Origin of the sequence: Xanthomonas protegens (assembly GCF_038442435.1) — a bacterium.
GTDB lineage: Bacteria > Pseudomonadota > Gammaproteobacteria > Xanthomonadales > Xanthomonadaceae > Xanthomonas_A > Xanthomonas_A sontii.
Genome location: NZ_JAQJCQ010000010.1, coordinates 181,540 through 195,789, shown reverse-complemented (window position 1 = coordinate 195,789; position 14,250 = coordinate 181,540). Strand labels below are relative to the sequence as shown.

Sequence of the window (14,250 nt, the reverse complement as noted above, 5' to 3'; positions counted from 1 at the left end):
GTCGGAAGACATGACGCCTGTTTAGGGGCGACATGTCCAGATACAAGGAGCGGCTTCAGCCGCGAACGGGCGTTACCGGTCATGCCCCGTCGCGGCTGAAGCCGCTCCTACGAGTGCGATGACATGCGCGCTGGCCGCGGCAAAGCGTGCTTTTGCAGATGCGCTGAAGCCGTTCTGACGGGATGCCCATGACCTGGACGCCACGGCGCGCATATCACACGCGCCGCGCTCAGCGCTTTCCGCCGAAGATACTGCCGAAGATGCCGCGCACGATCTGCTGGCCGATGCGGTTGCCGATGGTGCGCGAGGTCTGCTTGGCCATCGCCTCCAGCATGCCCTGGCGGCGCTTGGTGCCGAACACGGCGTCCTTGACCGCCTGGCCGAAGCCGCTGTCCTGCGCTTCGTCCTGCTCGCGGGTGCGCGCCGGCGGCGCGGCGCTGTGGTCGGCGCTCTGTTCGACCCGGCGCGCCAGCAGTTCCGCCGCCGATTCGCGGTTGACCGGCGTGTCGTAGCGCGTGCCGACCGGGCTGCCGGCGCGCACCTGCGTGCGCTCGGCGTCGGTGATTGCGCCCATGCGGCAGCGCGGCGGGGCGATCAGGGTCTGCTGCACCGGTGCCGGCACGCCCTTGTCCTGCAGCGTGGACACCAGCGCCTCGCCGGTGCCGAGCTGGGAGATGGCCTTGGCCACGTCCAGCTTGGGATTGGCCACGAAGGTCTCGGCGGCGGTGCGCACCGCCTTCTGGTCGCGCGGCGTGTAGGCGCGCAGCGCGTGCTGCACGCGGTTGCCGAGCTGGCCGAGGATGCTGTCGGGCACGTCGTCCGGGAACTGCGAGCAGAAGTACACGCCCACGCCCTTGGAGCGGATCAGCCGCACCACCTGCTCGATGCGCTGCACCAGCGCCGGTGGCGCATCGTCGAACAGCAGGTGCGCCTCGTCGAACACGAACACCAGCTTGGGCTTGTCCAGGTCGCCCACTTCCGGCAGCCGCTCGAACAGTTCCGACAGCAGCCACAGCAGGAAGGTCGAGTACAGCCGCGGCTTGAGCACCAGTTGCGCGGCGGCGAGGATGCCGATCACGCCGCGGCCGTCGTGGTCGACCCGCATCAACTCGGCCAGATCCAGCGCCGGCTCGCCGAAGAAACCTTCGCCGCCGTCCTGGGCCAGGCGCAGCAGCGCACGCTGGATCGCGGCGACCGACTGCGCGCTGACCAGACCGTATTCGGTGGAGATGTCCTTGCGCTCTTCCACCACCAGCGCCAGCAGCGCGCGCAGGTCGTCCAGGTCGAGCAGCAGCAGGCCGCGGTCGTCGGCCAGCTTGAACACGATGTCGAGCACGCCGGCCTGGGTGTCGTTGAGTTCCAGCACGCGCGCCAGCAGGGTGGGGCCCATCTCGCTGACGGTGGTACGCACCGGATGGCCGAGCTGGCCGTACAGATCCCAGAACAGCACCGGGTTGGCGGCCGGGGCATAGTCGGCCACGCCGATGTCCCGGGCGCGCTGCAGCACCTTCTCGCTGCCGTCGCCGGGCATCGCCAGACCGGCCGCGTCGCCCTTGACGTCGGCCAGGAACACCGGCACGCCGATCCGCGAAAAGCCTTCGGCCAGCGTCATCAGGGTCACGGTCTTGCCGGTGCCGGTGGCGCCGGCGACCAGGCCGTGGCGGTTGCCCAGGTGCGGTTGCAGCAGCACCGCGATGTCGTCGGTCACGCCTTTGCCTAGCAGGATCGGGTCCATATCGGGGTCCGCAATGAGATGCCTGGATTCTAGAACGTACGCGGCATGGCCGAACGCGTGTGCGCTGCCGCGGGCGCGCTGCGCCGGCCTGCAACTGCCGGCACTCCCGGCCAACCGCGGTCTTTGCGAAGTGTGGTCGTTCGCGGGTGCGGCACCGGCATGGTGGACGACATCGGTGGCGCAGGAGTCGGCGCGCGCGCTCCTTGTGTTGCGGTGCGGGATGGCCGCCGGCGATGAACCCTGGCCCCGCCGCGGGCCGGGCCCCGGCCGCGGCGACCTTGCCGCGATGCGACGGCGGGGGCTACCCTGCGGCCTTTCCGTCGCCGCGTCCCACCATGCCCCTTCCGTTTCGCTTCACCCACGCGTGGCCCGTCGCGGCTGCCGTGGCGCTGACCTGCACCGCTCCTGCCGCCCATGCCCGCGTGTCCGCCCGCGACCAGGCCGCCATCGCCGTCCTCGATCAGCGCCTGGCCGCCGCCGAGAAGCGCTACAACGACGCCATGGTGCTGGTCGGCAACAGCGACCCCAAGGGCACCCAGGAAAGCGACGCCGCGCTGGAAGACATCGAGGACGTGATCCAGGCCTGCATCAAGCAGCGTGGCTGCGAGGTCGGCACCTATCTGGGCGCGTACAAGCGCCTGCTGAAAGCCAAGACCGACGCGCAGGGCCAGGCCAGCGATACCGATGCCGCCGACGACGAAGACGCGGCGCCGCTGCAGGCCGACCCCGACCACATCAGCCCGCTGGCCGCCGACGTGCCGGAGGCCGCGCGCGCGGCGCGCCTGCTCAACGACAAGCGCCACGCCTTCGATTCGATGGTGGAGTACAACCCGGCGGTGCAGGCCGGCATCCGCCGCTGGCTGACCGACATGCGCCCGGCGCTGATGAGCAGCTACGAGAACTACCAGAACCTGCGCGCGATCATGTGGCCGGAGTGGGAGAAGCGCGGCCTGCCGGAGGCGTTGCTGTTCGGCATCATCGCCAAGGAGTCCAACGGCCGCGTGCACGCCAACTCGCGGGTGGGCGCCGCTGGGCTGATGCAGTTCATGCCGGCCACCGGGCGCCGTTTCGGCCTGGGCCCGGACGGCACCGGCTTCGATACCCGCTACGACGCGCGCAGCGCGGCCGAGGCCAGCGCGGTCTACATCAACGAACGCATGGCCGAGCTCAACCGCAGCGTCGAACTGGCCCTGGCCGGCTACAACGGCGGCGAAGGCCGTGCGGCGCGCGTGTTCAACCAGATGCCCGGCCGCAGCTTCTGGGACGCCTCGGTGTACAACCAGTTCCCGGCCGAGACCAAGGACTACGTGCCGATGGTGATCGCCGCGGCGTGGATCTTCCTGCACCCGCAGCAGTACGGCGTGGCCTTCCCCAAGATCAATGCGCAGCCGGCCACGCTGCGCCTGGCCAAGTCCACCACCATCTACGAACTGACCATCTGCCTGGGCAGCGACGGCACCCGCGACGGCTACATGCGCGCGCTGCGCAACCTCAACCCGCGCTACGAGCCGGACGGCTGGATCCCGGCCGGGGTGACCATCAACGCCACCACCAAGATCGTCGGCCTGTACAACCGCTACTGCGTCAGCGGCCCGCGCGCCGACCTGGCGCGCGCGCTGATCACCGCCGACGTCACCGCCGCGGTGCGCAGCGGCAGCCCGGCGCCGGCGGCCGACCTCACCGGCAACGTGGCGGTGGGCGACGTCAGCCCGGTCGCCGGCGTGCCGACCACGGTGGCCACCGGCCGTCCCGCGCCGGCCAAGCCCAAGCAGAAGCAGGTGCGCAGCTACCGCGTGGCCAAGGGCGACACGTTGGGGCGGATTTCCGACCGCCACGACTGCGACCTGAAGGAACTGGCCAAGGCCAATGGCCTGCGTGCCCCGGGCTATGCGTTGAAGCCGGGCCAGTCGCTGAAGCTGGTGGGCTGCGAGAAGTAAGGATCCCTTCTCCCGCCGGGAGAAGGTGGCGCGCAGCGCCGGATGAGGGTCGGGCCACCGCAGTCTCAAGCGCGCGGTTTTGCCTTGATCGATTGCAGCTAGGCGGCCCGTCCTCCGTCCATGCGTCGGACTGAAGTCCCTCCCACAGTGGGGCTGTCGCTGGACACCAGTCGCGAGATGAAAGCGCAATCCAATCCCTTCTCCCCCCGGGAGAAGGTGGCGCGCAGCGCCGGATGAGGGGCGGACCATGCGCAGTTTCGGGCGTGTGGCTTGCCGTCATCCATCGCAGGGAAAGGCGGTCCTTCCACCGCCCATGCGTCGGGACTGAAGTCCCTCCCACAGTGGGGCTGTCGCTGGACACCGGTCGCGAGATGAAAGCGCGATCCATCCCTTCTCCCTCCGGGAGAAGGTGGCGCGCAGCGCCGGATGAGGGTACGGCCGCCGCAGTCTCAGGCGAGGCGTCGACACCACCATCCAGCACATGCCGGCGGTCTTTCACCGCCCATGCATCGGGACTGAAGTCCCTCCCACAAAGGCGCTCCTCAAGCGAAAGGGCCGCAGCGCGGCCCTCTCACGCCTCAGCGCACCAGCCGCGCCAGCGCCTGTCCCAGCCGCACCGGCGATTCCGCCTTCAGCGCCGCATCGAACGCGGCCACGCCGGGCGGCAGCAGCACGATCACCGTGGAGCCGTAGTTGAAGCGCGCCATCTCCTCGAACCGCTGCAGGGTGATGCCCTTGCCGCGCCAGTCCTTGCGGGTGATGCGGTCGGCATAGCGCGGAATCTCCACGCCGCTCCACACCGTTTCCACGCCGGACACCAGCAGCGCGCCGACCATCACCGAGACCATCGGGCCGAAGTCGGTGTCGAAATGGCAGACCAGGCGCTCGTTGCGCGCGAACAGGCGCGGCACGGTGCGCACCGCGTCGGTGCCGACGCTGAACAGCCGTCCCGGCACGTGCACGGTTTCGCGCAGGGTGCCGGTCCAGGGCATGTGCACGCGGTGGTAGTCGCGCGGCGACAGGTACACGGTGGCATACAGGCCATTGGCGAACGGCGCCGCCGCGGCGTCGTCGCCGAGCAGTTCGGCGGCGGTGAACGACTGGCCCTTGGCCTGGAAGATGCGCCCATCCTCGATCCGGCCGAGCTGGCTGATGCGGCCGTCGGCCGGCATCAGCAGCGCCTGCGGATCGGGATCGGCGACGCGCGCGCCCGGCTTCAGCGCACGGGTGAAGAAGGCATTGAAGGTCGGATAGGCGCGCGCATCCGGTTGCGCGGCCTCGCTCAGGTCCACGCCGAAGCGGCGCACCACCGTGTCGATCAGCCACTGCTTCAGCCCGGGCCGCGACGAGTAGGCCAGGCGCCGCGCCAGCGAGGACAGCAGCCGGTGCGGCAGCACGTAGGTCAGGCGGGTGGTCAGGCTCATGGGGCGGTGGCCTTGGTCAGGGCCTGCAGGTCGGCGGCGATCGCGGCGGCATCGAACGGCGGGCGGATCAGCCCGGCTTGTTGACCCTGCGGGTCGAGCACCGCGATCGCGGCGGAGTGGTCCATGCTGTAGTCGTTGGGGTTCTCGGCGTAGTGCTTGCCCGGCACCTTCTGGAACACGAAGCCCAGCGCGGTGGCGAAGCGCTCCAGCTCGGGCACGTCGGCGGTGGCGGCGATGGTGTCCTTGTGGAAGGCATGCGCGTACTCGCCCAGCCGCGGCAGGGTGTCGCGCTGCGGGTCGACCGAAACGAACAGCACGCGCGGGCGCAGCGTGTCCGGCAAGGTCTCCCATTGCTTCTGCGCGCGCGCCAGGTCGGCCAGGGTGGTCGGGCACACGTCCGGGCAGGCGGTGAAGCCCAGGAACACCAGGGTCCAGTGGCCCTTGAGCTCGCCCGGCACCAGCGGCGTGCCGTCGGTCTGGCGCAGGTGGAAGTCGGGCAGGGGCCGCGGCTGCGGGTACATGCGCACCGTGCGGGTCTCCGGCCAGGCCGGGGCGGCGCTGCCGCCGAAGTACTTCTGGGCCAGCAGCAGCCCCAGGCCGGCGGCCAGGGCAACCACCAGGACGATGCCGAAGGTGCGGTTGAACATACTGATTTCCCATGCAACGAACGCTCATCATAGCGGCCGGGCCTCTATAATCGGGGGCCGAATTGCCTTGCCTGTTGCCATGACTGCCGACGCGGCCGCCGAACTCCACACGATCATCGACCTGATCCGCTACGGCACCAGCCGTTTCAACGCCGCCGGGCTGAGCTTCGGCCACAGCTACGACAACGCCCTGGACGAGGCCACGCAACTGGTGCTGCACGCGCTGCACCTGCCGCACGACCTCGGCCCGGCCTACGGCAGCGCGCGGGTCACCACGCCGGAGAAGGCGCAGGTGCTGGCGCTGTTCGAGCGCCGCATCGCCGAGCGCATCCCCGCCGCCTACCTCACCGGCGAGGCCTGGTTTGCCGGGCTCAGCTTCAAGAGCGATGCGCGCGCCCTGGTGCCGCGCTCGCCGATCGCCGAGCTGATCGAGGCCGGCTTCGAGCCGTGGCTGGCCGGCCGCCCGGTGGAGCGCGCGCTGGACCTGTGCACCGGCTCGGGCTGCATCGCCATCGCCATGGCCCACTACAACCCGAACTGGCAGGTGGACGCGGTCGACATCAGCGACGACGCGCTGAGCCTGGCCGCCGAGAACAAGGAGCGGCTGCTGGCCGACAACGTCGAACTGGTCAAGTCCGACCTGTTCGCCGGGCTGGGCGGGCGCCGCTACGAGCTGATCGTGACCAATCCGCCCTACGTCACCCACGCCGAGACCGACGCGCTGCCGCCGGAGTACGCGCACGAGCCGGAACTGGGCCTGCGCGCGGGCGACGACGGTCTGGACCTGGCGCTGAAGATCCTGCGCGACGCGCCGGCGCACCTGAGCGAGGACGGCCTGCTGATCTGCGAAGTCGGCGAGTCCGAACGCGCGCTGGCGCAGCTGCTGCCGGAAGTGGATTTCGCCTGGGTCGAGTTCAAGGTCGGGCAGATGGGCATCTTTGCGGTGGAGCGCAGCGAGCTGCTGACGCACCATGCGCGCATCGCCGCGCTGGCCGCGGACCGGTGACGCAAGCGACATGAGCGCGAACAGTTTCGGCAAGCTGCTGACCGTCACCACCTTCGGCGAATCGCACGGGCCGGCGATCGGCTGCGTGGTCGATGGCTGCCCCCCGGGGCTGGAACTGGACGCCAGCGAATTCGCCCACGACCTGCAGCGCCGCGCCACCGGCAAGAGCCGGCACACCTCGGCGCGACGCGAAGCCGATGAGATCGAGATCCTGTCCGGGGTCTACGAGGGCCGCACCACCGGCACTCCGATCGGCCTGCTGATCCGCAACACCGACCAGCGCAGCAAGGACTACACCGACATCGCCCGGCAGTTCCGTCCCGGCCATGCCGACTACAGCTACTGGCAGAAGTACGGCATCCGCGATCCGCGCGGCGGCGGGCGCTCCTCCGCGCGCGAGACCACCATGCGCGTGGCCGCCGGCGTGATCGCCAAGAAGTGGCTGGCGCAGCGCTATGGCGTGCGCGTGCGCGGCTACCTGTCGCAGCTCGGGCCGCTGCTGCCGCAGGGCTTCGCCTGGGACGCGGTGGAGGACAACGCGTTCTTCTGGCCGCATGCGCCGCAGGTGCCGGAGCTGGAGGCGTACATGGATGCGCTGCGCAAGTCCGGCGATTCGATCGGCGCGCGGGTCACCGTGGTCGCCGACGGCGTGCCGGCGGGCTGGGGCGAGCCGATCTACGGCAAGCTCGACGGCGAACTGGCCGCGGCGATGATGAGCATCAACGCGGTCAAGGGCGTGGAGATCGGCGACGGCTTCGCCGCGGTGACCCAGAAGGGCACCGAGCACCGCGACCTGATCGCGCCGGACGGCTTCCAGTCCAACCACGCCGGCGGCGTGCTCGGCGGCATCGCCACCGGCCAGCCGGTCGTCGTCTCGGTGGCGTTCAAGCCCACTTCCAGCCTGCGCCTGCCCGGCGCCACGGTGGACGTGGACGGGCAGGCGGTGGACGTGATCACCACCGGCCGCCACGACCCCTGCGTCGGCATCCGCGCCACCCCGATCGCCGAAGCGATGATGGCGCTGGTGCTGATGGACCAGGCGCTGCGCCACCGCGCGCAATGCGGCGACGTCGGCACGGTGACCCCGCGCATCCCCGGCGGTGGCGATGGCTGAGTCGCGGCCGCGGGTGTGGGTCAGCCAGCCGCTGTTCGACGATGTCGTCGCACGGCTGGGCGAGTATTGCGCGCTGACCACCACCGCGGACGTGACCAAGTATTCGCCGAAGGACCTGACGCAGGCGCTGGCGCCGCTGGACGGCGCCCTGGTCACCCTCAACGAACGCATCGGCGCCGCCGAGATCGCCGGCGCGCCGCGGCTGCGCGCCATCGCCAACGTCGGCGTCGGCTACAACAATCTGGACCTGGACGCGCTCAGCGCGGCCGGCATCGTCGCCACCAACACCCCCGATGTGCTCACCGAGACCACCGCCGATCTCGGCTTCGCCCTGCTGATGGCCGCCGCGCGCCGCGTCGGCGAGGCCGAGCGCTGGCTGCGTGCGGGGCAGTGGCAGCAGTGGTCGTTCCAGACCATGCTCGGCGCCGATGTCCACGGCAGCACGCTCGGCATCCTCGGCATGGGCCGCATCGGCCAGGCCATCGCGCGCCGCGCCGACGGCTTCTCGATGCGCGTGCTGTACCACAACCGCAGCCGCCTGCCGGCCGAGGTGGAGCGCGCGCATCGCGCCGAGTACGTCGGCTTCGACGACCTGCTGGCGCGCGCCGACCACCTGCTGCTGGTGCTGCCGTACAGCGCGCAGTCGCACCATATCGTCGACGCCGCCGCGCTGGCGAAGATGCGGCCGACCGCCACGCTGGTGAACATCGCCCGCGGCGGCCTGGTGGATGAAGTCGCACTGGCCGACGCGCTGGCCAACGGGCGCCTGGCCGCGGCCGGGCTCGACGTGTTCGAAGGCGAGCCGGCAATCCGTCCGGAGCTGCTGGCGCTGCGCAACGTGGTGCTGACCCCGCACATCGGCAGCGCCAGCGTCGCCACGCGCCGCGCGATGGTGTCACTGGCGGTGGACAACCTGCTCGCCGCGCTGGGCATCGGCGCCGACGCCGGGCGCCCGCCCAATGCGCTGAACCTGGACGCGATCGCCGCGGCCGGCAGCGGTGCGCGGGCGATTGCGGACAAAAAACGATAGGGAGCCTGCGGCGCCGCGCGCGACGCGCACGGCAGGTTCCCCGAATCCACGTGGCAGTGCGGCTGTTCCTCCCCTTCTTTTTCTGCGGATCGAATCTTCCATGAGCAATGCAACCCGTCGTTTCAACGTCGCCGTCGTCGGCGCCACCGGTGCCGTCGGCGAAACCATGCTGAGCATCCTCGCCGAGCGCGGTTTCCCCGTCGCCACGCTGTACCCGCTGGCCTCCGAGCGCTCGGCCGGCGGCCAGGTCGAGTTCAACGGCCACAAGGTCACCGTGCTCGATCTGGCCACGTTCGACCCGACCGGCGTGGACATCGCGCTGTTTTCGGCCGGCGGCGGCATCTCCAAGGAATACGCGCCGAAGTTCGCCGCGGCCGGCGCGGTGGTGATCGACAACTCCTCGACCTTCCGCTACGACGACGACGTGCCGCTGGTGGTGTCGGAGGTCAATCCGCACGCGCTGAAGAACCGTCCGCGCGGCATCGTCGCCAACCCCAATTGCTCGACCATGCAGCTGATGCCGGTGCTGGCGCCGATCCACAAGGAGTACGGCATCGAGCGCATCAACGTGGCCACCTACCAGTCGGTGTCCGGCGCCGGCCGCTCGGGCATGGAGGAGCTGGGCAAGCAGACCGCGCAGCTGCTGGCGTTCCAGGACATCGAGCCGCAGAAGTTTCAGGCGCAGATCGCCTTCAACCTGATCCCGCACATCGACGACTTCCAGCCCAACGGCTACACCAAGGAAGAGATGAAGCTGGTGTGGGAGACGCAGAAGATCCTGGAGGACAGCAGCATCCTGGTGAACCCGACCGCGGTGCGCGTGCCGGTGTTCTTCGGCCATTCCGAGGCGGTCAACATCGAGACCAAGCGCAAGATCACCGTCGAGCAGGCGCGCGCGCTGCTGGGTCAGGCGCCCGGCGTGGAAGTGGTCGACGAGCACAAGGCCGGCGGCTATCCGACCCCGGTGACCCATGCCTCCGGCAGGGACCCGGTATTCGTCGGCCGCATCCGCGAGGATTTCTCGCACCCGCGCGGCCTCAATCTGTGGGTGGTGGCCGACAACATCCGCAAGGGCGCTGCGCTCAATGCGGTGCAACTGGCCGAGCTGGTCGCCCAGGAGGGCTGAGGGGCCGGGATTTGGCAGTCGGGATTGGGGATTCGTAAAGCGCTGCGCAGCGCGGGCTGTTCCATGGCTGCGTAGCGCCCAATATCCCGGCAGACACGCAACGGCCAGTGGCGCATGCCCTGGCCGTTGTCGTGTCTGGCGTCCGTGTCGTGCTGCAAAGAGGGGCTGCGATAGCGCATGTGGGCGCGATGCTGACGGACGCCCTGGTAGGAGCGGCTTCAGCCGCGACGAAGCATTCCCGGGAACGCCATCGCGGCTGAAGCCGTTCCTACGGGACACGCGGCGTTGCAGTGCTTGTCGGTCCCTGATCCCGCAAGGGGGGAGAAGCCGCTGCGTACACCGCGCGAGCGCACTCCCCGCAATGCAGCACCCGCAACGAATCCCCAATCCCAAATCCCCAATCCCCGCTTCATATATATTGATGGACATGACTCCAAGGGGCAGGGGCGGGATGCGCCTACAACCACGTTTGTTCCGTCGCCGTCGCGGCGATGCGGTGTCCGCCGTGCGCGGGCTGCGCCATGTCTGTCGCGCTGCCGCGGCGCTGTTGCTGCTGGCCTGCAGCCAGGCCGCGCTGGCTCTGGGTCTGGGCGATATCCGCGTGCTGTCCAAGCCGGGCGAGCCGTTCCTGGCCGAGATCCCGGTGATCTCCAACGAGCCGGGCGAACTGGAGCGGGCACGGGTGGCGCTGGCCTCGCCGGCGACCTTCGCGCGGGTCGGGCTGGAGCGCCCGCAGGGCCTGGTCAGCGATCTGCAGTTCCGCTTCACCCAGACCCGCAAGGGCCGCGCGGTGATCCAGGTCAGCAGCCGCATGCCGGTCGACGTGCCGTCGCTGAGCTTCCTGATCGAGGTCGATTGGGGCCAGGGGCGGCTGATCCGCGAATACTCCGCGCTGCTCGATGCGCCCAACACCGCCGCGGCGATCGACGCGCCGGCGATCGATGCACCGGCCGCCGCGCAGCCGTCCGACCGCATCACCCGCGACGCGTCCACCGCGGCGCCAGCCGCGGCGGCCGCCACCGCGACGCCGGCGGCGCCGAGTGCCAGGCCGGCCGCCGCGCCGCGTCCGGCGCCGGCCCCTGCGGCCGCGCCCGGCGATGCGCTGGCGCCGGTGCGCGCCGGGCAGACCCTGTCGCAGATCGCCGGGCAACTGGCGCGCGGCAACGGCCATTCGCTGGACCAGACCATGGTCGCGCTGCTGCGCGCCAATCCGGACGCCTTCATCCGCGGCAACCTCAACCTTCTCAAGCAGGGCGCAGTGTTGCGCACCCCGCGCGAGGAGGATCTGGCCAGCCTGGACGCTGCCGCCGCCGAGGCGGTGGTGCGCGAGCAGGCGGCGCAATGGCGCCAGGCGCGTGCGCCGGTGCCGCAGCCGGCACAGGCGCAGCAGGATGCAGCGACGGCGCAGGCCGCCGCCAAGCCGGCCGCCGCGGCGCCGACAGCGGCCGCCGCCGGCGCACGGCTGGAAATCGCGCCGGCGGTGCCGGCGACGCGCCGCGAGGCGGGAACCAAGTCCGGCACCGGTGCCGGCGACGAAGGAGACATGGTGGCAGCCCAACAATTGCAGCAGGCGCGCGAAGACCTCGCGGCACGCGATGCCGAGGTCCAGGAGCTGCGCTCTCGGGTGGAACAGCTCGAAAAGCTCAAGTCCCAGCAGCAGCAACTGATCGCGCTGAAGGACAGCGACCTGGCCGCGGCGCAGAAGCGTCTGGCCCAGGCCGGGCAGGCGGCGCCGGCGGCGGCTGCCCAGGCGCCGGCCAATGCGGGGTTCCCACTGTGGCTGTGGGGCGGGGTGAGCCTGCTGGTGCTGGGTATCGGCGCCTGGCTGCTGTCGCGTCGGCGCAAGCCCTCGCCGCTGCCGCCGCTGCCGCGTGATGACGACGCGGCGCTGGCCGCGGGTGCCGCAGTGCCGGTGGTCGCGCACCGCGACGTCGATGCGCCGGAACTGCCGCCGCTGGAGCCGGCCGAGCCGCTGGCCGAGGAGGCGCAGGCTGTCCGCGACGGGGAAGCGCTGGAAGAGTGGGAGCGCGCCGACCATGTTGCCGACGATCACGCGGATCACCACGAACACGCCGATCAGCACATCGCACTCGACGACGACGCCTTCGAGCGGGCGCTGGCGCAGCAGACGCTGCGCCATGCGCCGGCCGACGCGTCGCTGTCCGCTGGCAATGACGACGTCCATTCCGTCGACGCGGCCGACTCCCATCCGCAGGCCGCACCGGTCGCCGAGCCGGCTGCCGAGGCGCCGTGGCGGCAGCCGTCGCCGGTGGTCGCAGTGCCGGGCGGCGACGCCCCTGCCGACACCGATGCCGGCGGCGGCCGGCAGGAGCCGACCTGGCACCAGCCTGCCGCGCCTGCACCTTCACCGGCACCAGCCGAAGCGCCGTCGCCGTATCCGCCGGCGGGCCGCGAGCGCCTGGAACTGGCGGTGGCCTACATGGATCTGGGCGACAACGAGACGGCACGCACCTTGTTGACCGAGGTCGCGGCCAGTGGCGATCCGGCCGCGCGCGCCGAGGCGCTGCAATTGCTGGGACGGCTGGACTGATGGCGGCAGGCGGCGCGCGGCGCGCTCGCCGCGGCCGTCCGGCCTGGATCGGGACGGCCCACCGGCACCTTGCACATCGGCGACGGGCGCGTGCCGAGCGCGCGCTCCCGGTCGGGCAGGAGCACTGCCGCGGCGGCGTTGCAGGTGCCCCGTGTTGGTCCCTGCGCGCGTCGGCGGCACCGCGCGCCGAGGGAGACGCCGCACTGCGACGGAGGTCCGCATGCGCTACGCGCTAGGCGTGGAGTACGACGGCAGCGAGTTCCAGGGCTGGCAGCAGCTCGGCGAGAGCGGCGGCCCCAGCGTGCAGGCGACGCTGCAGGCGGCGCTGTCGTCGGTGGCCGATGCCCCGGTCAGCGTGGTCTGCGCCGGCCGCACCGATGCCGGCGTGCATGGCGAATGCCAGGTGGTGCATTTCGATTGCGATGCGCCGCGCCCGGCGCGCGGCTGGATGCTGGGCGCCACCGCGCGGCTGCCGCCCTCGGTGTGCGTGCGCTGGTGCGTGCCGGTGGCCGACGACTTCCATGCGCGCTTCTCCGCCCGCGCGCGCCGCTACCGCTACCGCCTGCTCAACCGCCAGGTACGCCCGGCGCTGTACCGGCAGACCCTGAGCTGGGAGCGGCGGCCGCTGCAGGCCGAGGCCATGCACGCGGCGGCGCAGGCGCTGCTGGGCGAGCAGGACTTCAGTGCCTTCCGCAGCGTGCAGTGCCAGGCCCTGCACGCGCGCCGCGAGCTGCAGTCGATCGCGGTGACCCGCAGCGGCGAGCTGGTCGAGATCCAGGTCCAGGCCAATGCATTCCTTCATCACATGGTGCGCAATATCGTTGGTTCCCTTGTCATGGTGGGAACGGGCGAAAAGCCGGCGTCCTGGATTGGCGAACTGCTCGCGGGACGCGACCGCCGCGTCGCTGGTCCGACGGCACCGCCGCAGGGCCTGGTGTTCGTCGGTCCCCTCTATCCCGCCCACTGGACGCTTCCGGACGAGGTCACGCTATGAATCGCACGCTGTATCGCACCCGCATCAAGTTCTGCGGCATGACCCGCGCCGGCGACATCCGCCTGGCAGGCGAGTTGGGCGTGGATTCGATCGGGTTCGTGTTCGCCCATGGCAGTCCGCGGCGGGTGGCGCCGGCCGAGGCGCGGGCCATGCGCCAGGCCGCCGCGCCGATGGTGGACGTGGTGGCGCTGTTCCGCGACAACCCCAAGGACGAGGTGCGTGAAGTCCTGCGCACGGTGCGTCCGACCCTGCTGCAGTTCCATGGCGACGAGGACGACGGCTTCTGCCGCAGCTTCAACCTGCCGTACCTGAAGGCGGTGCCGATGGGCGGCGGCGAGATCAATGCGCGCACGCTGCAGCTGCAGTTCCCCAATGCCGCCGGCTTCCTGTTCGACAGCCACGCCCCCGGCGAAAGCGGCGGTTCGGGCAAGACCTTCGACTGGTCGCGGCTGCCGACCGGCCTGCACCGGCCGTTCCTGCTCGCCGGCGGCATCAATGGCGACAACGTGTTCGACGCGATCATCGGCACCCTGCCGTGGGGCGTGGACGTGTCCAGCGGCATCGAAAGCCAGCCCGGGATCAAGGACGGCCACAAGATGCGCAAGTTCGTCGAGGAAGTGCGCCGCGCCGACTGCCACGAGTTGAACACCAACTGCTGAGTGCTATGCGGCGCCAGCGCCGGCGTC

At 70.8% G+C, this 14,250-nt stretch carries 11 protein-coding genes; 8 read left to right on the top strand and 3 right to left on the bottom strand.

Annotation, left to right across the window (positions count from 1 at the left end):
* Window positions 1–229: 229 nt before the first annotated feature.
* Window positions 230–1,735 carry a helicase HerA-like domain-containing protein gene (locus tag PIQ37_RS13185; protein ID WP_342073823.1) on the bottom strand — a complete coding sequence of 502 codons (1,506 nt, stop codon included), beginning with the start codon at window positions 1,733–1,735 and terminating at the stop codon, window positions 230–232.
* A 335-nt stretch (window positions 1,736–2,070) separates the two neighbouring features.
* Here PIQ37_RS13185 and PIQ37_RS13180 point away from each other — a divergent pair, with 335 nt between their 5' ends.
* The gene (locus PIQ37_RS13180) at window positions 2,071–3,672 is read left to right on the top strand and encodes a transglycosylase SLT domain-containing protein (protein WP_242081291.1); all 1,602 of its coding nucleotides are present in this window, start codon (window positions 2,071–2,073) and stop codon (window positions 3,670–3,672) included.
* Window positions 3,673–4,250: 578 nt separating this feature from the next.
* On the opposite strand, the gene asd is transcribed toward PIQ37_RS13180, so the two are convergent.
* Both asd and PIQ37_RS13170 read right to left on the bottom strand, forming a co-directional pair.
* Complete coding sequence (gene asd, locus PIQ37_RS13175; RefSeq protein ID WP_342073822.1) at window positions 4,251–5,096, bottom strand: archaetidylserine decarboxylase; 846 nt, start codon at window positions 5,094–5,096, stop codon at window positions 4,251–4,253.
* A complete protein-coding gene (locus tag PIQ37_RS13170; protein WP_209031873.1) occupies window positions 5,093–5,743 on the bottom strand; it encodes an SCO family protein in 651 nt (216 codons plus the stop codon). The genes asd and PIQ37_RS13170 overlap by 4 nt, the downstream gene beginning before the upstream one ends.
* Window positions 5,744–5,822: 79 nt before the next feature.
* Here PIQ37_RS13170 and prmB point away from each other — a divergent pair, with 79 nt between their 5' ends.
* The 7 genes from prmB (at window position 5,823) to PIQ37_RS13135 (ending at window position 14,223) form a co-directional block, all read left to right on the top strand.
* A complete protein-coding gene (gene prmB / locus PIQ37_RS13165) occupies window positions 5,823–6,749 on the top strand; it encodes a 50S ribosomal protein L3 N(5)-glutamine methyltransferase (protein ID WP_160960969.1) in 927 nt (308 codons plus the stop codon).
* A gap of 10 nt (window positions 6,750–6,759) precedes the next feature.
* A complete protein-coding gene (gene aroC / locus PIQ37_RS13160; protein WP_342073821.1) occupies window positions 6,760–7,863 on the top strand; it encodes a chorismate synthase in 1,104 nt (367 codons plus the stop codon).
* Complete coding sequence (locus PIQ37_RS13155) at window positions 7,856–8,893, top strand: 2-hydroxyacid dehydrogenase (RefSeq protein ID WP_342073820.1); 1,038 nt, start codon at window positions 7,856–7,858, stop codon at window positions 8,891–8,893. The genes aroC and PIQ37_RS13155 overlap by 8 nt, the downstream gene beginning before the upstream one ends.
* Before the next feature lie 100 nt (window positions 8,894–8,993).
* Window positions 8,994–10,019: an aspartate-semialdehyde dehydrogenase gene (locus PIQ37_RS13150; protein WP_342073819.1), complete on the top strand. Its 1,026-nt coding sequence runs from the start codon at window positions 8,994–8,996 to the stop codon at window positions 10,017–10,019.
* A gap of 469 nt (window positions 10,020–10,488) precedes the next feature.
* The gene (locus PIQ37_RS13145) at window positions 10,489–12,570 is read left to right on the top strand and encodes a FimV/HubP family polar landmark protein (protein WP_407136618.1); all 2,082 of its coding nucleotides are present in this window, start codon (window positions 10,489–10,491) and stop codon (window positions 12,568–12,570) included.
* 220 nt (window positions 12,571–12,790) lie between these two features.
* The gene (gene truA / locus PIQ37_RS13140; protein WP_295908737.1) at window positions 12,791–13,564 is read left to right on the top strand and encodes a tRNA pseudouridine(38-40) synthase TruA; all 774 of its coding nucleotides are present in this window, start codon (window positions 12,791–12,793) and stop codon (window positions 13,562–13,564) included.
* Window positions 13,561–14,223, top strand: a complete 663-nt coding sequence (locus PIQ37_RS13135; protein ID WP_019801754.1) for a phosphoribosylanthranilate isomerase — start codon at window positions 13,561–13,563, stop codon at window positions 14,221–14,223. Before truA ends, PIQ37_RS13135 begins: the two co-directional genes overlap by 4 nt.
* Window positions 14,224–14,250 lie beyond the last annotated feature (27 nt).